Genomic DNA, 23175 nt, shown 5'->3' on the forward strand with positions numbered 1-23175 from the left:
GTGCGCGGCGAGTTGACGAGGGCGTGTCAATGGTCTCGTCCGTAGGGTGAGGCTTCCGGCGGCGCCACAGATGTCACGGGGGCCCCGTGGCGCCGTATGCGAACCGAGTGGTCTGGGCTCCCACTGGAGAAGCCTCGTGACTCAACTGATACCTGCGCCCCGTCGGCGCGTGTGGCTGCGGGCCGCGCTGACCCTGGCCGCAGCTGGCGTGCTGACCCTGACCGGGCTGCCCGGCCTGCCGGGCGATGCCGCGTACGCGGCCAAGGGCAAGCGCTGCGACAGCCTTGCCGACGTCACCGCGACGAATCCGGGTACGAACGATCTGCCGTGGGATCACAACATCCAGGTCCGCGCCCCGGGTGACGTGGACACCTACACGTACAACGCCCCGCGGCAGACCTTGGACGGTCTGACGCTGCCGGGGGACGCGGAGAACCCGACTCCGGATCAGATCAAGGAGCGGGACGCGTTCCTCGACAAGTTCGACAAGAAGTACACCCAGTATCCGGAGAACAGCGAGGAGCGGGCGTTCGCCCGCTACAAGCAGTATCTCCAGGACAATCAGGGCAAGACGCCGAAGTACTCGACGTTCGCGAAGTGGCTGTCGGACGGCTACATCCTGCCGAACAACAACAACAGACGCGGCGCTGCCTACGAGACGAAGGTGATCAACGATCTCGGCCTGGTCGGCGAGGACTGGCTCTGCCAGGAGGAGATCGAGATCAAGGACAAGGACGGCAACCCCGTCATGGTGAAGGACCCCAAGACCGGCCGGATGAAGCCGCTGGTCCGCAAGTTCGACGCCGTGAACTACAAGAAGGGCGAGTTCCTGGAGTTCAAGGCCGGTCCGGGCCGCGACACCGGGCAGGACCTCGCGAATCAGAAGTTCCTGGAGGACCCCCGCTTCAGCGAGGGGAAGATCGCATATGTCAACGGGGAGTCCAAGGACTCCGCCACCACCAAGTACGTCACCAGGATGGCCGACGAGTACAAGGACGCGAGCGGCCAGCCCCGCATGCGGGCGTACGAGCACCTGTCCGACGACGTCCCGGAATACAAGTCCGTCAACTACCGCAACGTGTCCGGCTCCACGCTGGAGGATCCCGACTTCGCGGTGAACGGCAACAACCGGGCCGCCGGCGGAGCCTCACGTGTCATCGACCAGTCACCGCCCACCCCGCTCGACATGGAGAGGCAGCTCCAGCGCATCGGGAGGAACGGCGCGACCAACTTCGGTGTCCGCGGGCCGGGCGGCATCGACTTCTCCACCCTCGACCTCGCCTATGTCGGAAAGCCCGTCAAGGGCAAGGGCCTGCCGTACGCGTTCTCCGCGGACAAGATCCAGGACGAGAGCAAGGACTACGGCTGGGGCGGCAAGGCCAAGGCCTCCCTGATCTCCGACAGTTTCTTCACCTGGCTGGCGCTCACACCGGACAAGTTCTGGGTCAACCTCAACCCGGACCAGCCCGACAAGATCATGAACCCGGTGTTCGGGAAGACCGACGCGGGACGCGTGCTGCTCCAGGCCGACCTCCAGCTCAAGCACGACTACGCCAAGGACATGGATCCCCGTCAGGGCGTCGGCAAGACGTTCTGGGACGCCATGAAGGTCGCCAACGTCCCCTGCTCGCCGTCGATCCGCCTGTGGATCGAACCGAAGACCGCCAAGGTCCGCGCCGACGACAACGGCCTCTACATCCTCGACGCCCCCCTCAAGGTGAGCGTCGCCCACCTCGTCGTCAAGCACCCCAACCCCAACGGCAAGTGCGACCTGACCGACGCCCAGGAGAAGACCGGCGAGGCCCTGGTCCGGCAGTACGTCATCCCCGACGTGGAGCAGAAGGTCAGCTCCACTGCCGACTTCGCCGACCTGCGCCGCGTCTACAGCGCTCGCGTGGCCGCGGAGTACGTACGCCAGCAGGACGCGCAGAGCCCGTCGGACTACCACTCCGTCATCAACAGCGGCAACATCGGCGCGTGGCCGCTGCGCGCCCCCAACCAGCACTGGACGCCGAAGCAGACGTGGGACGACTACATGACGTCCTACACCAAGGGGGACTACTCCTACCCGTGCGAGTACGCAGGCCAGCAGAAGGTGTGCGTCATGGGCGGCGTCGACTTCTCCAAGGCGCCCAAACGGAACATCACCTCGGTCGAGTTCCGCGTACAGCACCCGTACCTGCCCAAGTCGGCCAGGACAGCCGCCAAGACGCAGCCCGATGACGCCGACAACCCGAAGCTGACCCTCCTCGGCGGCGACGGCCAGTCCACCGGCAGCGGCGGCGGCACGCCGACGCCCACTCCCACCGGCACTCCGACCAGCACGCCCACCCACCAGCCGACCACGCCCCCGGCCAGCCACACCCCGGCCCCGGGACACTCGACGCCGGCGGCCGGGCACACGCCGCCCGCCACCCCGCCCGGCGATGACAACAATGGCGGCGGCCTCGCGCACACCGGCACCCAGGTCCTCGGCATCGCCGGCATCGCCGCGATGCTCGTCGCGGCAGGAGCCGCTCTGGTCTGGTTCAGGCGCCGACACGGCACGCACCGCTGACGGCACAGACGGCACCAGCGAATCGTCGCGGCTCCCGCACCCGCCTTCCGGGCGCGGGAGCCGCGTCGTCATCCCGCGCTGGCGGCCCGACGCCACATCGCCGTTCTCTCACCGAGCAGGCCCCGGAGGCGAGGCGAGCCGGTGCGGACGGCGCGGGCGGGCGAGGAGCGGAGCCGCCTTCCCCGGAGCGGTCGTGCCGTTCCGGGGAAGGCGGTCGATCGGCGTTCGGTGCTGTTGCGTGGGTCAGCGGACGACGTGGACGGTCACTGGCGTGGAGGTGCGATCCGTCGTCGCGTGCTGGTGGTGCTTGTCGGTCGAGTACAGCACGGAACGGAACTGCAGCTCGCCCGTGTGCGTGGCCTTGACGTTCGCGCGCGCGTCGCCGTTGAAGCTCCGTGTGACGGCGTGCCAGTGGCCCCAGTGGCCGGGTTTGCCGGACCGCTCCTGTATGACGAGCGTGGTGTACCGCTCGGCGTCGTCATCACCCTGGCCGCGTACCTTCACCACGTGCCCGGCATGCACGGTGTGAGGAGTGGCCTGAATCGAGATGTCGCCCTTCGCGAACGCCGGGGATGCCGCCAGTGCAGCCGAGGCCACACCCAGCGCGCCGACCGCCGCGAGACGCTTCATGCCAAGCTTCATGCTCGGGTCTCCTTTGATATCTTTGCTCCCTTTGCATCAACTGGACTTTATTAATCCCTAATTGACGCTCTTTCATCGGAGAAGAGTGGTTGCCGTGCCAAGAAGTTGGCCCCCGATTGTCACTGCCTCGTAACTGCAGTGGGCCGACCACCCACGCTGCCTCACCGTGTACGGACCAAGGCGAGCTGCCTGACAGCCAACCTGGGCGGCGACATCACTGATCGACACGCTGATCTTGACCGGGTTGGCTGGGTGGCATGCCAGAGCTGCGAACCGATCGTCTTCTGCTCCGCCGGTGGCGGGAGTCCGACCTCGAACCGTGGGCGGCCATGAACGCCGATCCCGAAGTCCGAGAACACCTGGGGGCACTGCTGACGCGGGAGCAATGCGATGCCTCGGTGGCACTCATGCAGGCCGAGTTCGACGAGCGGGGCTTTGGGTGGTGGGCGCTCGAAGCACGGGAGACCGGTGAGTTCATCGGCCGTGCCGGCCTGGACGAGGTGGGCGGGGACATGCCGTTCGCGGGAGTGGATGTCGGTTGGCGGTTGATGCGTTCGGCGTGGGGTCACGGTTACGCCACCGAGGCCGCCCTGGCCTGCCTGGCTTTCGGCTTCGAGGCCCTCGGGCTGCCGGAAGTGGTGGCGTCGACGACCGTCCACAACCTCCGTTCCCAGGCAGTGATGCGCCGGATCGGCATGACCCGGGATCCGGCCGACGACTTCGAGGATCCGAGCGTGCCCGAGGGGCCGCTTCGCCAGTGTGTCCTGTACCGGATCCGCTCGTGCCCTCGCGAAGTGATGTAGTCACCGGCCGAGCTGATTCGGTTCTGGCGGGAGAAGCCGCCGGTCGCAAACCTGCCACTCGCCGTGGTGCTCGGCCAGGACTGCGGCTGCGACGCGGTCCGGAGCCGCAGGGTTGGGAAGATCTGCACAAGTGGGCCGGCGGGGAGTCCGCGAACGCGCTGCTATCCGTCGAATCCTCCAGCAGCAGCGTCCTAACCTGTGGGAACTCGCGTCCGAGCATGTCGGTGACCACGTCCAGCTGGGTGCGGACGGCCTCTGCCGTGGTCTGCGCACAGATCGTGCGGATATCACCAGCTGGACATCCTCCAGGGCACGGGCCCGTAAGGAGCGCAGGAACTTACCCAGAACGGCCGCGACTGGCTGTCACCAACCATCAGCCCGAGGATCGGTGGCCGGTTGTGGAGATTCCCGTGGCGATGACCACGGCCTGGGACACGATCCGATGGTGCACCCTGGCCTTGCAGTAGGCGGCATCCAGGCAGACGTAGGGGAAGACGGTGTGGTCCAGGCTAGGGAAGAACGGCCCGGCCGCACCTTCGGGATCTTCAGATCGAGGTCACCGGCCTGGGTGGTCAGCCCCCGCTCCCGGTGGCCGTTGCGTCAGGTCGTGCACCTCTCGGAGTGCTCGCCCCGGGGCGGCACCGACGACGTCCGTGGCCTCGGCCTCGATGAGCTCCCGCCGAATGCTCTCGCACAGCACCCTGATCGTCTCGACTACGTCAGCCGTACGTAGTGACTCCGGCATCCGCATCAGATCGGTTTGGGACAAGGCCATCGCGGGCTCCTCCGGTCGAACTGCCCATTCACCAGGTCGACTTACGCGATGGCGGCATCTGGTCAGGGAGCAGTCACGGACAGAAGGTGCACACCCTGGGCAGATACCAGCGCGTTCACGTGGAACGACCGGCTGCAGTTCCTGCCCGGCTGGGTGAGAGAGCTCGAAGACCTCCCGCGACCCTGACTACGCCGCCAAGAAGGCCAGGCTGGAGCACCTCTACGCCGTCGCCGACGGCGAGGTCATGAGCCCGATCGGGAACCCCGCCCCGCCGGCGGGCGACCTGCGCCGGCCCGCACGGTTTCCGCCACCTCTTCGCCGCGAATGACCCCGCACCTGACCGCGAAGAAGCACACCCGCGTCGGCATCCTGGTGAACGGCGTGAAGTCCACCAGCTCTGGCTCCGGCGTCACGTCCACCTTCGTGGGCCTCGACTCCGGCCATCCGCTGGGCCTGACCCTGGAGAACGTCAGCCTGGACGTCACGGCGTTCACGGCCTCGTACCCGAACATCGGCCTGTACAACAGTGACATCACACCTTCCGGCAACGGCGTGACCACCGGCTCGGTGACCGGCAGCGGTTCCGTACCGTGCTGCACGTTCCCCTCCTTGCCGAGCCTGTAGCCTGCGCCCCGGATCACCGCACCGCTCGACGGGGTACGCCGTGACATCGCACGTACCCCGTTCCGCGATGCGTCGGTCACCGGTCGCCCGGCAGCAGATGCTGGTCGACCTGCGTGAACGACCAGGATCCGGACCGGCGGCGGAAAACCCACACGAGGTCGAAGCGGTCCGGCCAGGTGGCCGGCGTTCCTGGTGCGTCCGCCGCGCCCAGCCCGGCTACGACGGCGGGGATCCGGCTGTGCTCCCAGCAGATCAGTACGGGGCCCGGCGCGGTCAGCGCGGCCTGCGCGAGCCGGCGCTCGGACCCTTCGGCGAAGTCGGTGTCGACGGTCAGCCCGAGGTCCTTGGCCAGCGGGGTCACGGTCTGGCGCATGCGATGGGCGCCCGCGTTCGGGCCCTGGTCGGCGGCGGCGAACACCGTTGCCGGTCGTGCCAGTCCCGCCCTGGGCGGCGAGAACAGCTTCGGGAGCGCGTGTGCCCGCTCCCAGCCCCGGGCCGTCAGCGACTTGCTGTCCGGTCGCCCCGAGTCGTCCATCCCGCTCAACCCGGAGGTGGGCTTTTCGCCGTGCCGGATCACCATCACCACGGTCCCGTCAGCGGCATGCACCGTGGGTGAACCGGCCGCTTCGGGTTTCTTGTGCGAGTCGCCGCATCCGACGCCGAATTGGGCGACCGACACGAGGGCCGCGCCCAGCAGCAGACGACGAGCCACAGGGGCGGAGGACAGCGAGGGGGGTTCACCGACTGCACGCACGGGCCGACCTTACGCCGACGACGGCGCGGTTTGCTCGCGCATACGAGGAGATTGCGAGGAGTTGGCGGGCTGTTGGCCTGTGCCGACAGCCCGACGGCCGGGCTCCGCGGTGCCGACGACGAACGCACTGGCCGGGACGGCGTACGTGAACAACGTGTTGTTGCCGCGACAGGTGCCGATCGGCGGGCTTCGGGAACTCGGCTCGCCGGAGGCGCCGCGCGCGCAGGAGGTCCAGTCCAGGACGAGGCGATGTTCTGACCCGCGGTGACGGTGTCGGCCGTCACGCCCACGGCCCACGCGGCGACGGCCAGTTCGTCCTGGACGAGGGTCTGGGTGTACGTACCCGGCCCCAGCACCAGGCTGCTGAAGTTGCCCGTCGACGCGTCCGGCGTGCACCAGTACTGCGCCGTGATGTCGGCGAGGCCGACCAGGGCGGTGGAACGGCTCGTGGCGCCGGGTGTCTCGCCACTCGCCGGTGGTCGGGGCGCCATACGGGTGCGGAGGGGCCTGTGGTGGAGCAGGTCGGCCGGTGACGTCGGCGTCCCGGCTCTCGTCGCAGCTGGCTCCTTCGGCGCAAACCTTCCTGGTTCGCTGTGCACTGCGGCACCGGAACCCCCGCTTCACTGTGCAACCAGACACTCCACATGAAGCGTTGCCGACCCTAGATTCGCGATGGAGCGCAAACAGGCACACCGATGTGCGGACGAACACCGGAAAACGTCCGCGGCCCCTCACCAGGGCCTCCACTCACACAGGGGGAACTTCACGCATGCCCAAACTCGGGAAGTCCAAGCGCGCGATCGCCATGGCCGCAGCAACCGTCGCTCTCGCCGCCGGCACTGCTCTCGGCGCAGGCGGGACCGCCAACGCCGCCGTGAGCGGCCCGGATCCGTCGACCACTGACTGGTTCAAGCTCTATCTGCAAAACGACTCGGGCGGTCGCACGTTCCTGGTCTGCAACGAGCAGTCCGGCCCCAACACGGTCGGCGTCCAGGTCATCGACTCCGGCTGGAACAACCTGAAGTTGCAGGACGTCAACACCGGGGCGACGTTCTACAAGGCGAACATCTACTTCAACCGCGGCGCCTGTAAGGAGTACAACGTCATCGGCAGTGATGGCAGCACGATCCTGGGGCTCATCACGACGCCCAACATCTACGACACGGGCTGGGTGACTTTCAACTGACCTCACCGGCGCGTGTGACCTCGCGGTGAACGATGCCCTCTCTGGCAGGTCCCGGGGAGGGCATCCTCATGCGCCGCCGTCCCACACCCAGCAGGCCGCGCGCCGAGCCGCGCAGCTCTGGGTGCTCGCCGGCGACCCTGGCCAGAGGATGAGAGGCGTTGCGGCATTGCTGCTCATGGCAGGAGGCCGTCCGGGTGGTTTCTCTGCCGTCGCGCGAAGAGTCGACCGTCCGTTGCGTTTCTCCCATCGGTGGTCGCATCCCGGCACGGGGACCTCGCCCAAGCTCCCAGGGCCCGTCTTCGTCCACTCCCGACACCTCGCACTCCCCAGGGCCGACTCCGGAGGCGGCAAGCGCGCCCCTGAACGGGGCCGAGCACCGCACGCGGGCGAGGACCCCGACTGCGCCCTTCTCGGTATCGCCCTGGACGCTCTCAGCCGCCTGGGTGCCATGGACGTGATCCTGTTCGTGGACGACAACGCCCGCCCGCCTGGCGACGATCGAGCGAGGGCGAACTCGGCTGTGAGCTGGGCAGGGGCCCGAAGTGGCAGTCCGGTTCGGAGACCAGGGCTGAACACCGGGCAGGTCCACCCCGTGCGTGCGCTTCCAGCGGAGCTCCTCTGGCGATGGCGGTGACGGTCGCATCGCATCGTGTAAGGGCGTCGGGACAGCGCTGTTGCGACGTGTCGAGGTCCAACACCGCGCCCCGCACGGCTCTCAGGGCTGCTGTGGTTGGCGATGCGGGGATGGTCCCGTGGATTTCGTGTAAACGTGAACAGTACTTTCGCTCGGGCCGGTCTAGGTCGGGCAAAGGGATCTACCCGCATAGAGGGATTCGCTGATGTCATGCACGCGTCCGCCCGGAATCCCTGCCGGGCATCCCCACCGGGAGATCCCCCATGTCCCCCCTGCCCCACATATCGCGCCCTCTGGTGACCACTCTGTCGGCCTTCGCGCTTGCCGCCGCGGGCCTGACGGCCACCATGGGCACCGCCCACGCGGCCAGCTGCAGCCAGTCCTATCTCCCCCTGCCCGACTCCAGTTGCACGCCGGGCGCCCTCAACCCGGACGTGACGCAGGACACCATCGACTCGACCATCTGCGTCTCGGGCTGGACCTCGACCGTCCGGCCCCCGAGTTCGTACACCACCGCGCTGAAGAAGCAGCAGATCGTGGAGTACGGCTACGCGGACACCAGCCTCTCCGACTACGAGGAGGACCACTTCGTCCCGCTCGAACTCGGTGGCAGCCCGACCAGTGAGCAGAACCTGTGGCCCGAGCCCCGCTACGACACGGGCACCGGGTACGCCTCGGCGAACAAGGACACCGTCGAGAACAAGCTCAAGACGGCCGTCTGCGACGGTCAGGTGAACCTCTCCGACGCGCAGAACGCCATCATGACCGACTGGACGACCGCTCTGTCTAACCTCGGCCTGAGCTGACCTCGGACCGGAAAGCGGTGGGGCCCTCCGTGCGGGAGGGCCCTGCCGGCGCCGGTCCGTTGTGCAGAACCCCGCGCTACTGCGTGGCCGGGGTTGCCAGTCCAGGCCGAGGCCGGCCACGCGCTGCGCCGACGGTGGCGGTGAGAAGGCCGGGGCGTGCCGCCTCAGCGGTCCTTCCTGCTCCCCGGCGACATCATCCGCCGGCAGTCGGTGTCGAGGCCGTTGCTCAGCCCGACTGGTCATCCATCGGCCACACCCTGCCCGCCGTCCGGTGTGGCGCACCGCCCGTGTGTGGGGAGGCATCTGACGGCCCGTAGCAGGCGACAGCATGCGCGGCCACGTGGCCCTGGGGCCGGGCCCGCGCACCTGTGCGCCCGGGCCCCGGCGAGTAAAGCGGTCCACGGGTCGTGGAGCATCTGCGCAGCTGCCGCTCGTCCGTGAGGGGATCGTCATGAGTTCGCTTGGTCGGGCTGTCCTGTAAGTTGCCTCTGTCTTCCAACGGCGCGGCTCGGCATGGCAGTTGCTCTGCGGCGTACTGCGCCGCACGACCCGTTTCTCCCTGTCCCGCACTCGTGCCGCACGCCATCTCGGTCTGTTCCTCGCCGCGGAGTTCACATGCGCTCCCTGACCATCCGGCTCCGGCCCGCGTGCCCTCACCATCACAGCTGGCGACACTGTCCGCTGGGCCAACCAGGACCAGGCTCCCACGACGTGAAAGCCACCTCCGGCCCGGAGTCGATCCACGCGCCGATGCTGAGCAAGGGAGGCAGCTGGAGCCATACCTTCACCAGGGCCGACGGAGTCGCCTCCGCGTCCCGCCCGCTCGGGCCCGATCCCTCCTCCTCACCGGAGTCGTCGTCGGGGTCGCCGTGCTCTGCCTGGTCCTGGTCGGATCACGCGCTGGGCCGTAGGGTCACCGGAGTCGGCGAGGTGATCGACCTTCTGGTGGGCCTCGGTCACCGCACGATCGCGTGTGTCATCGCCATCGGCATGCTCACCGCCCTGCGGGGAGGCGGGGGGTCCGGTTCCCCACGATGTCTCCGTCGTCGGCCATGACGACGACACCCTGTCCCGGCTGACCTGCTTCGATCTGACCACGGTCAGCCAGAGCACCGAGGAACAGGCCCGTCAGGCAGAGTCCTGGCCGTCGTCGAACGCTTCGACCAGGGCCGTAACGAGCCACGCGGGATCGTCCTCGTTCCCTCCCGCGTCGTTCGCGCGATCACCGCGCGGCCACGCTGATCGTGCCGAACGACTGCCGTCGGCCCAGACCAAACACCGAACCGCCGAGCACCTCTTCGCCTCGGCCCCCGCCCAGCACATCCCCGGAACCGCCGCGTCATGGAACTCCGCCGGCTGGTGGCCGAAGGTGGTCCCTGTGAAGCCACGGCTTCTGAGCGGCGTGTTTGGATGTGTTGGTGATCATTAACGCACAGGAAACTTCCGAGCCGCGGACGTACGTGGACCGGATTCTGGAGCACTGGTGCAAGGACGAGGACACCGAGGCGCTCGTCCAGGGGGCGCAGCGGCTGACCAGGGGGGAGGCTCGGCGGCGGCTGTTCAGGTTGGGGCATGCGCTGCGCGGGCAGGGGCTCGCGCCCGGCGACGGAGTGGGGCTGTTCCTGGCCAATCGCGTGGACTCCGTCCTGGTGCAGCTCGCCGTTCATCTCATCGGCTGCCGCGTGGTGTTCCTGCCGCCCGAGCCAGGGCCGGGCGAGCTCGCCGCGCTGGTCGAGCAGTCCCGGGCGTGCGCCGTGGTCACCGACCCGCTCTTCGCGCAACGGGCCGCCGATGCGGCCGGTCGCAGTGTCCATGCCCCTGTACTGCTGAGCCTCGGGCCCGGTGAGCAGCGGTGCACGGACCTGCTGGCCCTGGCGGCAGAGTGCCCGGCCGTGCGCCCAGACGGCGTGCCCGCCCCGGGAGCGGACGAAGCCGTCACCGTCCTCTACACCGGCGGAACTCTGGGCCGTCCCAAGCTCGCCGCACACAGCCACCGGCTTTACGACGCGCTGGTGGACCTGCTGGAAGACGCTCCGCAGAACTCCCGCCCCGCGGTCTTCCCGGCCATGGACCAGGGCACGGACAGGGTGCTCGCCTCCACACTGCTCACGCACGGCAGCGGCCACCTCACCTCGGTCCAGGCTCTGGTGACGGGGTGCACCCTCGTCGTGCTGCCCGAGTTCGAAGCGGGCGCGGCGTTGACGGTGCTGCGCGAGGAGCGGATCACCGCCACCATGTTCGTACCGCCCATGCTGTACGCGGTTCTCGACCACCCGGCGTGCGAGCCGAACGCTCTGCCTGCGCTGCGGCGGATCGTCGTCGGCGGCGCGGCCACGTCGCCCAGCCGGCTGCAGCAGGCGGTCGAGGTGTTCGGGCCCGTGCTCAGCCAGGGCTACGGGCAGTCGGAGGCGCTCGGGATCACCGTGTTCGGTGCGGAGGATCTCGCCTCGGAGGGAGCCCGCCGCCCCGAGCTCTGGCGCAGCTGCGGTCGCGTGATATCCGGCGTCGAGATCGAGATCCGTGGGGAAGACAGCGCGGCGGCACTGCCCGTCAGGCAGGTCGGCGAGGTGTGCGTCCGTGGCGAGACGGTGATGCTCGGCTACTACGAGGACCCGGAGCGCACCGCGGCGGCGCTGCACGACGGCTGGCTGCGCACCGGGGACATGGGCTATCTCGACGCCGAGGGGTACCTCTATCTCGTCGACCGGGCCAAGGACATCATCGTCACCGGCAGCACGAGCGACAACGTCTACTCCAGGGTCCTGGAGGATTTCCTGCTCACGCTGCCCGGTGTGCGCAACGCGGCGGCGCTGGGTGTGCCGGACGAGGAGTACGGGGAGGTCGTCCAGATCTTCCTGGCCACGGCCGAGGGCGCTGACGTCGACCCGGAGGCGGTCGGCGCGGCGGTGACCGCAGAGTTGGGCGCGTTGTACACGCCCAGGAAGACAGTGCTGCTGGACCACCTGCCGACGACCAGGGTCGGCAAGGTGGACAAGAAGGCGCTGCGCGCCGCGTGGACCAGCGGGGTCTTGGACATGCCGTAGGTTCCGTCGCTGTGGAGGCACGTCGGCCGATGCGACGTCAAGTGCGCCCGGGGGACCGGACTATCGTGGCCCACCTCTACCGGCCGCCCTTTCCCCTGTGGAAAGGCCGAAGAAGTGCGGAACGGTGAGGTGGTTCGGCCCGGATTCCGCGAGCCGCGATGAGTCCTGTGGCGTCCGGCGGTCGTACTGTCGAACCCGTCACCGAGGAGGGCTTCTGATGCGCAGCGTGACCTGTTCGATGAACGTCTCGCTCGACGGTTACATCGTCGGGCCGGACGGCGACTTCGACTGGACGGCGCCCGACGAGGACGTCTTTCGCTTCTGGATCGACGAAATCCGAGAGGTCGGCGTCCACCTGTTGGGACGACGGCTGTACGAGACCATGCTGTACTGGGAGACCGCCGATCAGGATCCATCGCTCGACGACTCCATGCTTGAGTGGGCCGCACTCTGGAAGCCGCTCCCGAAGGTGGTGTTCTCCACCACGCTGTCCGCGGTGCAGGGCCGTGCCCGCCTGGCTTCCGGTGGTCTGGCGGAGGAGATCGAGCGGTTGCGAGCCGAGCCGGGGGAGGGCGACATCGCGATCGGGGGCGCGACCCTCGCCGCGGAGGCGGCCGCGTTGGGTCTGATCGACGAGTACCGGGCCATGGTCCACCCGGTGCTGGTTGGCGGTGGCATTCCGTTCTTCCCCCGGCACAAGCGCCGGGTGGATCTCGAACTCGTCGAGACCCGCACCTTCAGCTCAAGAGTCGTCTACCTCCGCCACCGGGTGGCCCGCTAGCGCACGCCAACGTTCTTTCAGCTCCGCCGCGGTGCGCTCGCCGAGCGCTCGGACGCCTCTGATCAGCGCGTTTTGCATGCGTGTGGCGACGTGGAGGGTCTGCTCGGAGCGGCCGAGGCGGCGGCGGACGGGGACATGGACGCCGATGCCGGCGCTGATGTAGCCCTTGTCCGCGGGACCCCGTGCGACCGCGGAGCCCCACACAGGGTCGCCATCCGGCGCGGACAGGAACTGCACGTTGCCGCCGAACGCCTTGTGCTCCTGGCTGAACCACCCGTCATTGCCGTTCTCGGGCGCTCCGGCGCCGTGGAGGGCGGCGTAGGCACGCGCGACGGCCAGGCTGTCACCGGCCCGGGCGCCGCCGGGTCGTGCGGAGAATCGCTCCGCTTCGCCCTTGGCGAGGCCGAGTTGGTCGAGCAGAGACTGTTGACCCTGCTGCAGCTGGCGGGTAGTGGGTGATGTGGTGACGCAGCCACCGCCGGCGGCAGCTCGCTAGGCCGTGCAGGTTGTCGTCAGTGCGCAACTGGGCCGCGCTCAAGCACGTGGGTACGGGCCCCGTACCAACCGCGCTGCCGGTCGATCGGCCAGGGCGGGTTCCACACTGTCAACGGTCAAACAATGTGGCGGCGTCAACAATTATGTGGCGGTGTCGTTGTGGCACGGCGCGCATACGGGGCGGGATCCACCCTCAGCCGCCCACCGTCGGGCCGGTGTGCTTGCGGGCAGTGGCTCGGACGTGGGCGATGACGGGTGAGGTGGCGAAGACGTCGCCGAGTTGCGCGAGCCAGTCGGCCTCGGCCTCCAAGGGCTGATGGAGTGCATCCGTGCCGCTGGCATCGGCGTCGCGAGGAGTTGGGAGGGCACCGACGGCCGCGCGTTCGAGGGCGCCGGCCAGGGACGCGGCTTCGGCGATGAGTGAGACCTGCTCTGCGGCCGGGGGGAACCGACGGGTGGCCTCGGCAAGCCAGTCGACGGTGCGCGGATCCGTGTAGTGCCGGAGGATCATACGGGCATCCTGGATCTCGATGACTCTCCGGTAGAGCGCGAAGTGCACCTGGGACGGCCCGAACTGCCCTCGCGGCGCAATGAGCGTGATCTCGGGCAGCACGGCGTGCATTTCGCCCCATAACGGGGTGAGCGCACGGTAGCGGCGACAGGCGCCGAACCAACCACGCACGGCGGTGGAGATCGGTGCCCACAACGTGGTGCCGACCCCGGCCGCGAGCAGCCCTATGCACAACCCGCCCAGCACGGCGGACAAGGTGTCGTCCCCGCTGTCCTGGGCGCTGGTCATCGCCTCGCGGATCATGTCGTCGACTCCCCAGGCGTCCCACGCCAGACCGGCCAGGGCGCCGAGGGTGAACAGGCGCATCGCGGTGCGCAGGAGGCCGGGTCCGGCCAGGCGGGCACGCCGGGCCAGCGGGCGGACCAACGCAGCCAGACAGTAGCCGAGGTACAGCGTGATGATCGCGTCGTACCCGACGAGGTACCACCGGTGCGACGGGTTGGTGACCAGATCGCCGCTGACCAGCCGCGGACGAGCGAGGAGTTCCAGTGCGAGTGAGGTCAGCAGGGCCCCTGCCGCGAGGACCAGCTCCCGGCGGACCGCACATCGGGGCGGCTCCGCGGCGTACAGGGCGAGGGCGAGCAGCCGGAACGCACACGCCGCGCACACATACAGGCCGGCGCCCAGCAGCACCGGCAGCAGGACCAGCCGTAGGCGCGCGGCACTCTCGATGGTCAGGGGATCGAGCAGGCTCAGCTTGGCGCCCAGTGCCGCCGCCGCGAGAGAGCCGTACCGGGTAGCGGCCGAGAGGCCCTTCCAGCGGACGCGGCGGAGATAGCAGGCGCTGAGTACGAAGACCGCGGAGATCAGGTAGAGGCCGATGTCAGTCACGGCCGTCCTGGTCCGGTGCCGGAGCGAAGAAGACGTCGAGGCTCAGGAACCGCTCGCGGTGCAGTGACGCCATGTCGGCTCGGGCCGCCCTGCTCATGATCAGCGACGCCAGCAGTTCGGCCTCCCGCTCCTGCGGTTCGTCGTAGCCGGTGCGTCCGAGCACCCGCCGTACCAGGTCGGAGGGCAGGTGCGGCAGGAGTGTCTGAGATGTGACCGGGGAGAGCGGTGTGGTGCCCGCGTGGTCGAACAGCAGGTGGGCGGCCTCGTGGACGAGGATGTGCTGTCGGTGCAGGGGGCTGGTGTCGGCTGCGTAGAGGATGTAGTCGGTGCCGCTGGTGGACACCAGCAGGCCGCAGGGAAGGTCGGGGCGGGAGGCCACCGGCACCAGCTCGATGGCTCGTCCGCGCCTGCGGCCGAGCCGGGCGAGTAACTCCGCGGCGTCGAACGGCTCGGGTAATTCGAGCTGTTCGGCCATCTGTCTGCATCGCCGCACCGTGGGCCCGAAATCGCCTCGACGCACCGCTGTCCCCACCTCACTCGTCGAACCCTGTACCGGTCGGCCGGAGCCCTTGCCGCGCTGTCAGGACGTCGGCCTGTTGCGGGCCGCGTCCCGTCGTGCGATGACGTCGATCAACTCGCTCACCGTGTCCAGCCCCTCTGGTGAGAGGTTGACCGCGCGCAGGGCCACGCTGCGCACACAGGCATCGCGCATCGCGCCGAGCAGTGCCAGTTCCCTGGCGATCTCCGCGCCCTCCTGCTCGTCGAAGAAATAGGCGGGCGGGACCTGGAAGAACTGCGCGAGCGCCTCCAGATGGCGCTTGGTGGGGTTGTCGCGGCGACCGGTGCGCAGTTGCCACAGGTAGGTCGTGGAGAAGGACTCGCCTGTCGCCTCGCGACAGGCACTCGCCACCTCCTCGTTGCTGTACTGCTCACGGTCGGGCCGGCGTACCGTCTCGAACAGCGCCTCGATCTTGGCCGCAAGCCCGGACGGCTCGGTCAGCTCTCCCTTCCGGGCCGAGTCCACTACGTCACACCTTCTTCGCCTTGTGCGGGGTTGAGCCTGAATGAACGACGGATACCTTGCTCCGCAACGATAGCTAATGGCGGCGGCAGCCTCCAGACGCACGCGGCCTGCCTCGTGGGCACCCGGATCAGGGGCCCACGAGGCAGGAGAACGGCTGCGTTCCCCGGTGAGTTGACCTGGCCGGTTGTGCGCCCCCCTCCGACCGCACACCCGTGGCCTTGAGGTCACGCCGAGGCTACGACGGTCAGAGGTTGGGGTTGATGGGTGTGTTGCTGTCGGAGTGGTGCCAGTCAAACTGCTGGTTGATGTTGGGGGACGGGCCCTTTCCTGCGCCCATGAGGTGGTACGAACCGCGCGGTCCAGGCATGCCGGTGGAGTTCAGGCAGGCGTTGGCGCCATTGCACACGCTGCGGTTGCTGTCGAACGTCCAACGCTGGTGTGCATCACTGGAGTTGCATGGGACGGCGATGGTGTCAGGTCCGTCGGAAGGCCCGTTCGCGACGTGACCCCACAGGCACTGACCGTCATTGGTGCTGTGGATCAGGCCGTTCTGGTCGACGAACCAGAACTGGTTCCAGGAGCCGTCACACGGTTTGAGTACGACCGGACGGCCTTGGCCGTTGATCTGCCGGTACTCGTCCATGCAGAAGTAAGTCCCGTTGTTGGAGGGCGGCTTGTAGAGCGCGGCGAGGAACCCGTAGGCGTAGGGCTGGGGGTTGACCGGGTCCGCCTGTGCGGACACGGAGCACAGGGTCAATCCCAGGCCGAGCGCGATCGCCAGGGCCGAGACCATCTTCCATATGTGCCTCACAGGTTTGATTTCCCTTCTGTCGAGCGTCAGCGAAGCGTGCTCCGTCATGTTGGCGATGTGAGCAGTGGGGTCTGGAGCATTCCGAACGTTCCCGAACGAGTACGGGCAGCAGGTGTGTATGAAAAGGGACGTGATCATTCATCTGAGTTGACGCTCGCCGGTGGGGTGACGACACTACGTGACTGACACCGAAGTCGGTTCGACGCAACGGAGGTTGGATGTGGCGACGTCACAGGTGACTGCGGTGGCATCGCGCAGATGCCAGGCAACCGCAACCCGCCCCTGGGCGATACCGGACCTCGCAGGCGTATGCACCCTGGATGCACTGGCCGAGCGGCTGACGCTGCTCAGGCAGGACGCCGGAAACCCCTCCTACACGACGATCACCCGGCGGATCAGTGCAGCCAGAGCCGCCCGCGGCGTGCCGGCGGAAGAGCGTGCCCCGGGCCGTATCACGGTGTACGACTGCTTCCGGACAGGGCGCCGGCGTATGGACGTGGAGTTGTTGTCGGACATCGTGCAGGCGCTGGGTGCAGACCCCGGCCCGTGGCGCCGCGCCCACCGCGCGGCATCCGGCCCCGCTCTCCCTCTTCCCTCCGCGGTGCGACGCCGATGAAGAACCGACTGGACCCGACAAGGGGGACGTACCTCCCCGTTGAGGAAGCCGGGGGAGTGGGTTGGGCGGGGTGGTTGGGGTCTGGGCTACGGCCGTCTGGCTCCCTCAACCGCCGTTAGGCCCGCCCCCCGCCCCGCCGTCGCCGCGGCGGGGCGGCAGCCTTGGCACTACCGTCCCGACTTCCCAAGACGGCAACGCGCCTGCCAGATACCCGTAGGCACCCCGACCCAGCCGGCGAGCTGCTTCTTGGCCGTCTCGTCGCGCAGCCCTCCAGTGAAGGCGCGTACCGCGGCTTTGGCGGATGCGGTTGGCCCAGGGCGCACGCACACCATCCCCGACGCCTTCGCGACCTCGATCGCCGTGGATCGTTCCACCAAGTCCTCGGCTCTGCCGAGTTCTTCCGCCGGGCTCAGGACACTGAGACAGCCGCCCGGGGCGGGGCCGCGGCCGTCTCCGGTCGCCTCGTGCGGCCGTTCGGCTGCCGGGTCTTGCGGCCGCTCCCTACGGCTGCCAGGCCAGTCCGATGTAGTCGCCTGGGATCTTCGCCGTGCGGGCGACGATTCCCGGAACGGCCGGGTCCATGGTGTCGATGAATTCTTCCCCGGGTTTCTCCGAGCCCCAGGCGGCACCGATGGCCGAGCCGATGCGTTCCACGAACGCGACTTTCCTGCCGTCCGGCGAGAAGGCCGGGTCCCCGTAACCAGGAAGGACACCGTTGCCCGCGCGCGGTACCGCCGTCAACTGCTGCCATTGGCGCGCCGCCAGGTCGTACTCGATGAATCCTCCGTCATTTCCTCCGTCAGTGGAAGCGGTGGCCAGCAGCCGACCGCTCTCCGGCGACCAGCTCAACTGGCCGGTGAACGTTGGGAAGTGGGAGCCGTGGCGGCCTGCGTAGTCCGGCAACTGCGTCGCCGCTGCCGAGCCCTTCTTCACCCAGATGGTGTTGTCGCCGATGAAGGCGAGCGTTTTGCCGTCGGGGGAGAACTGCGGAGTGCCGCTGATCGCAACGGAATTGGAGACGCCGAGGTTGAGCCGGGTGAGGTGGCTGCCGTCGAGACGGGCGCTGTAAACGGTGGGAGTGCCGTCGACGTAGCTCATGAGCGAGAAGATGAGCGTTCCGCCGGGGCCGAAGGACGGGGCACCTGTGAGGTAGTGCTGGGCGTCCGGTGAGCGGTAGACGAGGCGTTCGCCGGTGCCGTCCCGGCGCAGGGTGTGGAGTTCATAGGGGGGCGACCTGGCGCTGGATCCGCGCCGTCTTCGTCACTGCGATCAGCTTTCCGTCCGGCGAGACGGCGGGGAAGCACACATTACCCATCGCGGCGGAGGTCAGCCGTCGGTTGGCGCCGGTGACGGGATCGATCGAGACGAGATAGGACGTCCCGGCCGGTGCCTGCTGCGTCCGGCAAGTGATCAGTGCACCATGGCCGGACGGCCTTCCGGAGGCCGGTGCCGCGGAAGCGGCTGCCGTGGTGCAGGCCAGGATTGCCGCGAGGAAGATCGCCGCTGGTCTTCTGCGTAACCTCAAGCGCATATGAACCCCCTGGTGGGAACCCCGGCTCGGCGGGAGAACACGGTGGCTCCCCACCGCCGTCCCGCGATTTCCCGGAAGCATAGGCAGCCCGAAGCTGCTCAAAGTCCGCTCGTGGCGAGCGGAAATCCCTATCTACGTTCCATTCGGGATCCAGGGCGGCCGAGGGCGCGTACCCGGCCTACGCCTGGCATTCGAGTGGGCGGCACGGTCCCGGACCGCTCATCGTGCCGCGCGCCCGGGGCGCACGGCGGCGACTGGCACCGACCGCCGCCTCCCGTAACCCTGCCGCGGGCTCCGCGCGCATATGTCCGTCCTGCATGCCTCACCGCGATGCGCTGGAGTCAGCGCTGCCTCGTTGGGGAGTGGGGCATTTGTTTCCTGCCCACCCATCACGCAGAGGCCGCGCCGACGCAGAACTCGTCGGCCTCGGGATCGGCCATCACGACATGGTGCCTGGGACCTTTCCAGGACGGTTCCGCCCGCTCGCACCGGGCGCTCGGACTCCGCCTTGATCCGTGCCCATCGCTCGTCAGACCTGCCGCGCAGGTCGAACTGCGCGAACCGCTCCGCACGTGTCTCGAAGGGAGCAGGGGGTGGTTCGTCGACAGAGCCCAGGGCTGTCTCCCAGAAGACGGCAAGAACCTGCACGTCCGCACCATCGAGCGTCAGGTCGATTCTGGTTGCCTTGGAGGGGCCTTACTGCGTACCTCTGACAGCCCAGGAATGACAGAAGCCGCGGGTATCAGCAATGCGCCGATGTCGGCGGCGGCTGAACGCTGGTTCTGGATCACTTTCAGTGCTGGAGCCACGGAGGGTCACCACAACCGCGATCATGAACGGCCTCGCGCGGTGAGGAGGACTCGCTTGCGGAGGAGGTCGAAGTTGGCACGGCCGAACATCTGCCTCTTCAGCATCTTGATCTTGTTGTTCTGGCCCTCGACGGCTCCGGAGCTGTAGCGGAGGCTGAGGCCCGCGACGACGGCGTCGAGGTCCTGGCCCAGGCCGGTGACGAAGGTGTGCAGAGCGGGAAGATCGTCGGCCTGGACCTGGGCGATCCACTGGTCGAGGTGTTTGCCCTGACGGGCGTTCATCAACTCGGCGAACGCGCGGATGTGGTGGGCGGTGCGGTCGAGGGCGGGGCAGCGGGCCAGGATTGTTTTGAGCTGCTGGGCCTGGTCGTCAGTGAGGCGGTCGGGATGGCGGGTGAGCCAACTGGTCACGTCCCGCACGGACGGAGCCTTGCGGGGCGGGGTGGGCGGAAAGTCCGCGCGGAGCTTGGCCAGGTAGACCCTCACTACGCTCTCGCCGCCGGGGTAGCCGTGCTCGCGTACTTCCTCGAACAGGCGGCGGGCGACGGTGCAGCCCTCGGCCCACCTCTGGTGCAGGTAGGGCTTGTAGGGGTCGAGGATGCTGGTGCGGCCGGTCCACCGTCCGACCAGGAGCTCGTCCGCACTCGCCGCGTGTGCATAGCGGCGCACGGTGTTGCGGGCCAGTCCCAGCCGGCGGCCGATTTCCCGCATCGCAATGCCTTGTTCGAGCAGAGTGTGAACGGCCTTGTGCTGTTCGCGAACCCGGTCGGACAGGCGGCCGGTGGTCCGCGGCCCTGCGGGAGCCAGGGCGAGGTCCAGCCCTTCCAACGCCGCGGCAGCCGCGGCAGTGGTGGTGTCCTGGGGCTCGCGCAGCAGAGCACGGTGCTGGACGACGGTCTTCTCGACGGCCTCGGCGAGGTTCGACCAGATGTGCCACCGATCTGCAACGTGCACCGCGTCCGGGGCGCCGAGGCGTCCGGCCTCGGCGTAAGCGGTGGAACGGTCTCTGCAGATCACCTCGACGCCGGGATGCTCGGCGATCCACCGGGCCACAGTCGCAGTGGTGCGGTCCGGCAGCAGGTCGACGGGTTGGTGTGTCTCGATGTCGAGCAGGATGGTGCCGTAGTTGTGCCCCTTGCGCAGCGCGAAGTCGTCGACTCCGAGCACCCGCGGTGTCGAGGTCCCGGGGTCCTGCAGGCGGCGGATCAGTCGTAACAGGGTCGAGCGGCTCACCTTGGCCGCCAGCGCGTGGGCCAGGCGGGAGCCGGCCCGGCCGGCCAGCATCACCGCCACCCGTTCCAGCACTGTCTGCAGCCCGGCACTGCGTCTGCCGTGCCTGAACGTCAGCCCGTCTACCTGCTCGGCGAACGTCGCCTGCAAGCAGCCCTGTTGAGAGCAGCGAAACCGCCGGACCTGTAACTCGATCAGCGCCGGACGGCCGCCGACCGCGCTGTCGGCAAGCCGGCGTACATACCGGCTGTGCACCCGCACCGACGCCGTTCCACACGCCGGACACGCAGCCCGCTCCGCAGCCGTCCGGGCCCGCACGACCACCAACTCGCCGTTGGATACGACACTTTCGACCACAACACCTTCGACCTGGTGGAACCACAGGTCCTGGAGGAGTACATCAGCCACGGCCGTTCATGATCGCGGTTGTGGTGACCCTCCGTGGCTCCAGCACTGAAAGTGATCCAGAACCAGGGTTCGGCCGTCGTCGAGACGCCGACTTCGATCACGCCGTCGAGGGCTCTTTGCCTCGCGGCCCAGCCTGCTGGGGCAGCACACCGACTGGTCGAGCACGGCCACCCCGTCGGCGCCGGTGCAGGGAGTGCCGGGCCACAGTGGTTCCCAGATCACCTGGGTGGCGAGGTTGGACGGCCCGCCGACCGCGGCAGGCGGACCAGGAGGGCGTCGATGAAGACGCCGATGGCGAGGGCGATCGGTTTGAGCATGGTGCTGCCGCCGGGGACGGAGCCGCGAGCACCGCGCATACGAGCAGCAACAGCAGCAACAGGCCGATCCAGGTCTATAGGTCAATGGCGAACAGGGATGCGGCGTTGCCAGAGGAGAACTGTTGGCGTTCTGCGTCGGAGGAGAAGTTACCTAGAAACAACCGAATCTCCTCCTTGGTCGGTCGTTGGAAGGGGTAGTCGGTCGCGAAAATCAATCGGTCGACTGAGGTCACCGACAGAGCATGCTGCAGATGTGCGGGGTTGAGCATGCCGGAGGCGGTGATGTGGAAATTCGATCGGATGCAGTCGGATACGGAGCGCTGCAGGCCGGCGGTCCGGGAGATGCTGTCGGCCCGATCCAGCCAGAAGAGCAACCCCTCTCCCCAATGGCCGAGCACCACCTGAAGGCCGGGATGCCGGTCGAAAGTACCTCGGAGGATCAGCCGCAACGCTGCTGTTGCGGTGTCCATGTGCCATCCCCAGCCGAAAGTGGCCAGGGCGAGTTCCGTCTTGGGGTCGAATCCGCGATATGAGGCATCGCGGACAGCGCTCGACGGCAGTTGGGGGTGAATGAACACGGGCTGACCGAGTTCCGATGCCGCGCCGAAGAAATCGTCATAGACGGGATCGTCGAGAAACAGATCTCCTGATCGGCCGTGCACCATGGTTCCGACGTGCCCCATACCCGCGGCTCGTTCGAGCTCGGCGGGAACGTCCTTCGGTGAGGACATGGGCAGGGTGGACATCGAGCGAAAACGGGCAGGGTTTCGGGCGACGGCCGCCGCGGCCACGTCGTTCGCCGCGCGACTCAGCGCCAGGGCTTCCTCGGGTGGCAGCGACTGCGTTCCGGGCGGAGTCAGGGCGAGGATCGACAAGTCGATGCCCTGCGCGTCCATCGACGCGATGCGGCCCGCCGCCAGGTCCTCCAAGCACTCCTGGTTGTCGTCCATCTCCCCGAGAACGAGACTTTCATCCGGGTGGGGTAGGGCGTGGAGAGCAGCCGTCAGATCCGGCATGCTCCAGTGTTCTTCGATGGCGATGATCGGCACGATCTCCTCCGTGAGGCCGTTCCAATCCGGCGAATGGCTGCCGGTGAGTGCTGGGGTGGATCGCAGGGTTCACCAAGGGACGGTCCGGCCGAAGCGGTCCAGATACGCCAGACCGGGCGTGCCCAGTCGGGAGAGCAGGACGTCCACCAGCAAGGGGACTGTCTCCTCGATGGTGAACGGTGCATCCGGACCACCCAGGGCGGTGCGTATCCACCCAGGCGCCATGAGTACGAAGGCGCGCTGTGTCTCGCGTTGCCGGGCCGCGAAGCTCCGCAGGAACATGTTCAGGGCTGCTTTGCTCCCTCGGTAGACCTCGCGGCCTCCGGTCGTGTTGTTCGTGATGCTGCCCTGTCCGGAGGACATCGCGCCGATGAGTCCTGCCGGGGACACCAGATCTTCGAGGGCTTCGATGACGCGCATCGGACTGAGCGCGTTGGTGACCATCACGTGGATGAAGTCGGCTGTCGCGACCGAGCCGATGGGCGTCTGCTCGTTGTTGGTGGTGCCCGCATTGACGAAGAGCACGTCGAGTCGGTGGTGCGCCAGACGTTCGTGCAGCGAGGTCAGGTGGCCGGGGTCGTTGATGTCGAGGTGCTCGATGGTCAACCGTCCGTCAGCGTGATCCGAGAGATCGTGCAGCGGCGTTCGGGCAGTGGTGTCGCGAACGGTGCCGACGACGTTCCAGCCCCTGTCGAGGAACTCCGCCGCCATCGCGTGGCCGAGGCCGCGTGAGGCCCCGATGATGAGAGCGGTGGGTGGACGTTGTTCGGTTCCAGTCGATGACATCCAGCGTCATCTCCGTTCTTCGAGAGTTGCTGTACTCCGCTCGGGCATCGTCGATGCCGCGGGATCGGCACAGGGCGCTGCCCGTTGCTGT

Annotated in this window: 20 protein-coding genes and 1 pseudogene; 8 read left to right on the forward strand and 13 right to left on the reverse strand. The window is 68.2% G+C overall.

Annotation, left to right across the window (positions count from 1 at the left end; all coding sequences use genetic code 11):
* Positions 1 to 136 precede the first annotated feature (136 nt).
* Complete coding sequence (locus ACFC8N_RS34390; protein ID WP_356033746.1) at positions 137 to 2557, forward strand: hypothetical protein; 2421 nt, start codon at positions 137 to 139, stop codon at positions 2555 to 2557.
* Between the two features lie 243 nt (positions 2558 to 2800).
* On the opposite strand, the gene ACFC8N_RS34395 is transcribed toward ACFC8N_RS34390, so the two are convergent.
* On the reverse strand, positions 2801 to 3199 hold the full coding sequence (locus tag ACFC8N_RS34395; protein ID WP_356033743.1) for a hypothetical protein: 399 nt from the start codon (positions 3197 to 3199) through the stop codon (positions 2801 to 2803).
* 257 nt (positions 3200 to 3456) lie between these two features.
* On the opposite strand from ACFC8N_RS34395, the gene ACFC8N_RS34400 reads away from it, so the two are divergent.
* Entirely contained in the window at positions 3457 to 4002 is a 546-nt protein-coding gene (locus ACFC8N_RS34400) for a GNAT family N-acetyltransferase (protein ID WP_356033741.1), read from the forward strand.
* A 373-nt stretch (positions 4003 to 4375) separates the two neighbouring features.
* Here ACFC8N_RS34400 and ACFC8N_RS34405 read toward each other — a convergent pair whose 3' ends face one another.
* Entirely contained in the window at positions 4376 to 4510 is a 135-nt protein-coding gene (locus ACFC8N_RS34405) for a transposase (RefSeq protein WP_376292783.1), read from the reverse strand.
* Positions 4511 to 5101: 591 nt separating this feature from the next.
* Between ACFC8N_RS34405 and ACFC8N_RS34410 the strand changes: the two genes are divergently transcribed.
* Entirely contained in the window at positions 5102 to 5401 is a 300-nt protein-coding gene (locus ACFC8N_RS34410) for a hypothetical protein (RefSeq protein ID WP_376292642.1), read from the forward strand.
* A 76-nt stretch (positions 5402 to 5477) separates the two neighbouring features.
* On the opposite strand, the gene ACFC8N_RS34415 is transcribed toward ACFC8N_RS34410, so the two are convergent.
* Complete coding sequence (locus ACFC8N_RS34415) at positions 5478 to 6098, reverse strand: hypothetical protein (protein WP_376292785.1); 621 nt, start codon at positions 6096 to 6098, stop codon at positions 5478 to 5480.
* A complete protein-coding gene (locus tag ACFC8N_RS34420; RefSeq protein WP_376292644.1) occupies positions 5981 to 6646 on the reverse strand; it encodes a hypothetical protein in 666 nt (221 codons plus the stop codon). The genes ACFC8N_RS34415 and ACFC8N_RS34420 overlap by 118 nt, the downstream gene beginning before the upstream one ends.
* Before the next feature lie 278 nt (positions 6647 to 6924).
* Between ACFC8N_RS34420 and ACFC8N_RS34425 the strand changes: the two genes are divergently transcribed.
* The 5 genes from ACFC8N_RS34425 (at position 6925) to ACFC8N_RS34445 (ending at position 12606) form a co-directional block, all read left to right on the forward strand.
* Complete coding sequence (locus ACFC8N_RS34425) at positions 6925 to 7341, forward strand: hypothetical protein (RefSeq protein ID WP_356033733.1); 417 nt, start codon at positions 6925 to 6927, stop codon at positions 7339 to 7341.
* 930 nt (positions 7342 to 8271) lie between these two features.
* Complete coding sequence (locus ACFC8N_RS34430) at positions 8272 to 8781, forward strand: hypothetical protein (protein ID WP_376292646.1); 510 nt, start codon at positions 8272 to 8274, stop codon at positions 8779 to 8781.
* A 973-nt stretch (positions 8782 to 9754) separates the two neighbouring features.
* Positions 9755 to 10210, forward strand: a complete 456-nt coding sequence (locus ACFC8N_RS34435) for a substrate-binding domain-containing protein (RefSeq protein WP_376292647.1) — start codon at positions 9755 to 9757, stop codon at positions 10208 to 10210.
* A gap of 31 nt (positions 10211 to 10241) precedes the next feature.
* Entirely contained in the window at positions 10242 to 11825 is a 1584-nt protein-coding gene (locus ACFC8N_RS34440; protein ID WP_376292649.1) for a class I adenylate-forming enzyme family protein, read from the forward strand.
* A 217-nt stretch (positions 11826 to 12042) separates the two neighbouring features.
* Positions 12043 to 12606 carry a dihydrofolate reductase family protein gene (locus ACFC8N_RS34445; protein WP_356033723.1) on the forward strand — a complete coding sequence of 188 codons (564 nt, stop codon included), beginning with the start codon at positions 12043 to 12045 and terminating at the stop codon, positions 12604 to 12606.
* A gap of 688 nt (positions 12607 to 13294) precedes the next feature.
* Here ACFC8N_RS34445 and ACFC8N_RS34450 read toward each other — a convergent pair.
* The 9 genes and pseudogenes from ACFC8N_RS34450 to ACFC8N_RS34490 all read right to left on the reverse strand — a co-directional run bounded on the left by ACFC8N_RS34450 (position 13295) and on the right by ACFC8N_RS34490 (position 23084).
* Complete coding sequence (locus tag ACFC8N_RS34450; protein ID WP_376292652.1) at positions 13295 to 14503, reverse strand: MAB_1171c family putative transporter; 1209 nt, start codon at positions 14501 to 14503, stop codon at positions 13295 to 13297.
* Positions 14496 to 14978: a ParH-like protein gene (locus ACFC8N_RS34455; RefSeq protein WP_376292654.1), complete on the reverse strand. Its 483-nt coding sequence runs from the start codon at positions 14976 to 14978 to the stop codon at positions 14496 to 14498. The genes ACFC8N_RS34450 and ACFC8N_RS34455 overlap by 8 nt, the downstream gene beginning before the upstream one ends.
* Before the next feature lie 105 nt (positions 14979 to 15083).
* The gene (locus ACFC8N_RS34460) at positions 15084 to 15527 is read right to left on the reverse strand and encodes an XRE family transcriptional regulator (protein WP_376292657.1); all 444 of its coding nucleotides are present in this window, start codon (positions 15525 to 15527) and stop codon (positions 15084 to 15086) included.
* 244 nt (positions 15528 to 15771) lie between these two features.
* Positions 15772 to 16386 carry a ricin-type beta-trefoil lectin domain protein gene (locus ACFC8N_RS34465; RefSeq protein WP_376292659.1) on the reverse strand — a complete coding sequence of 205 codons (615 nt, stop codon included), beginning with the start codon at positions 16384 to 16386 and terminating at the stop codon, positions 15772 to 15774.
* A gap of 1069 nt (positions 16387 to 17455) precedes the next feature.
* The gene (locus tag ACFC8N_RS34470) at positions 17456 to 18052 is read right to left on the reverse strand and encodes a TolB family protein (protein WP_376292662.1); all 597 of its coding nucleotides are present in this window, start codon (positions 18050 to 18052) and stop codon (positions 17456 to 17458) included.
* A gap of 822 nt (positions 18053 to 18874) precedes the next feature.
* Positions 18875 to 19160: pseudogene (locus tag ACFC8N_RS34475) on the reverse strand (VOC family protein).
* Between the two features lie 155 nt (positions 19161 to 19315).
* Complete coding sequence (locus ACFC8N_RS34480) at positions 19316 to 20932, reverse strand: ISL3 family transposase (protein ID WP_376292664.1); 1617 nt, start codon at positions 20930 to 20932, stop codon at positions 19316 to 19318.
* Between the two features lie 391 nt (positions 20933 to 21323).
* Positions 21324 to 22298: an amidohydrolase family protein gene (locus tag ACFC8N_RS34485; RefSeq protein ID WP_376292665.1), complete on the reverse strand. Its 975-nt coding sequence runs from the start codon at positions 22296 to 22298 to the stop codon at positions 21324 to 21326.
* Positions 22299 to 22367: 69 nt separating this feature from the next.
* Positions 22368 to 23084 carry an SDR family NAD(P)-dependent oxidoreductase gene (locus ACFC8N_RS34490; RefSeq protein ID WP_356033700.1) on the reverse strand — a complete coding sequence of 239 codons (717 nt, stop codon included), beginning with the start codon at positions 23082 to 23084 and terminating at the stop codon, positions 22368 to 22370.
* Positions 23085 to 23175: the final 91 nt, after the last annotated feature.

This window comes from Streptomyces sp. NPDC055966 (assembly GCF_042269865.1).
Taxonomy (GTDB): Bacteria; Actinomycetota; Actinomycetes; order Streptomycetales; family Streptomycetaceae; genus Streptomyces.

Excerpts from the sequence above, each read along its gene's own strand:
- ACFC8N_RS34455 (WP_376292654.1), bottom strand. The coding sequence starts at position 14,978 with ATGGCCGAACAGCTCGAATTACCCGAGCCGTTCGACGCCGCGGAGTTA.
- ACFC8N_RS34470 (WP_376292662.1), bottom strand. The coding sequence starts at position 18,052 with ATGAGCTACGTCGACGGCACTCCCACCGTTTACAGCGCCCGTCTCGAC.
- ACFC8N_RS34410 (WP_376292642.1), top strand. The coding sequence starts at position 5,102 with ATGACCCCGCACCTGACCGCGAAGAAGCACACCCGCGTCGGCATCCTG.
- ACFC8N_RS34425 (WP_356033733.1), top strand. The coding sequence starts at position 6,925 with ATGCCCAAACTCGGGAAGTCCAAGCGCGCGATCGCCATGGCCGCAGCA.
- ACFC8N_RS34400 (WP_356033741.1), top strand. The coding sequence starts at position 3,457 with ATGCCAGAGCTGCGAACCGATCGTCTTCTGCTCCGCCGGTGGCGGGAG.
- ACFC8N_RS34465 (WP_376292659.1), bottom strand. The coding sequence starts at position 16,386 with ATGACGGAGCACGCTTCGCTGACGCTCGACAGAAGGGAAATCAAACCT.
- ACFC8N_RS34420 (WP_376292644.1), bottom strand. The coding sequence starts at position 6,646 with ATGGCGCCCCGACCACCGGCGAGTGGCGAGACACCCGGCGCCACGAGC.
- ACFC8N_RS34395 (WP_356033743.1), bottom strand. The coding sequence starts at position 3,199 with ATGAAGCTTGGCATGAAGCGTCTCGCGGCGGTCGGCGCGCTGGGTGTG.
- ACFC8N_RS34490 (WP_356033700.1), bottom strand. The coding sequence starts at position 23,084 with ATGTCATCGACTGGAACCGAACAACGTCCACCCACCGCTCTCATCATC.
- ACFC8N_RS34445 (WP_356033723.1), top strand. The coding sequence starts at position 12,043 with ATGCGCAGCGTGACCTGTTCGATGAACGTCTCGCTCGACGGTTACATC.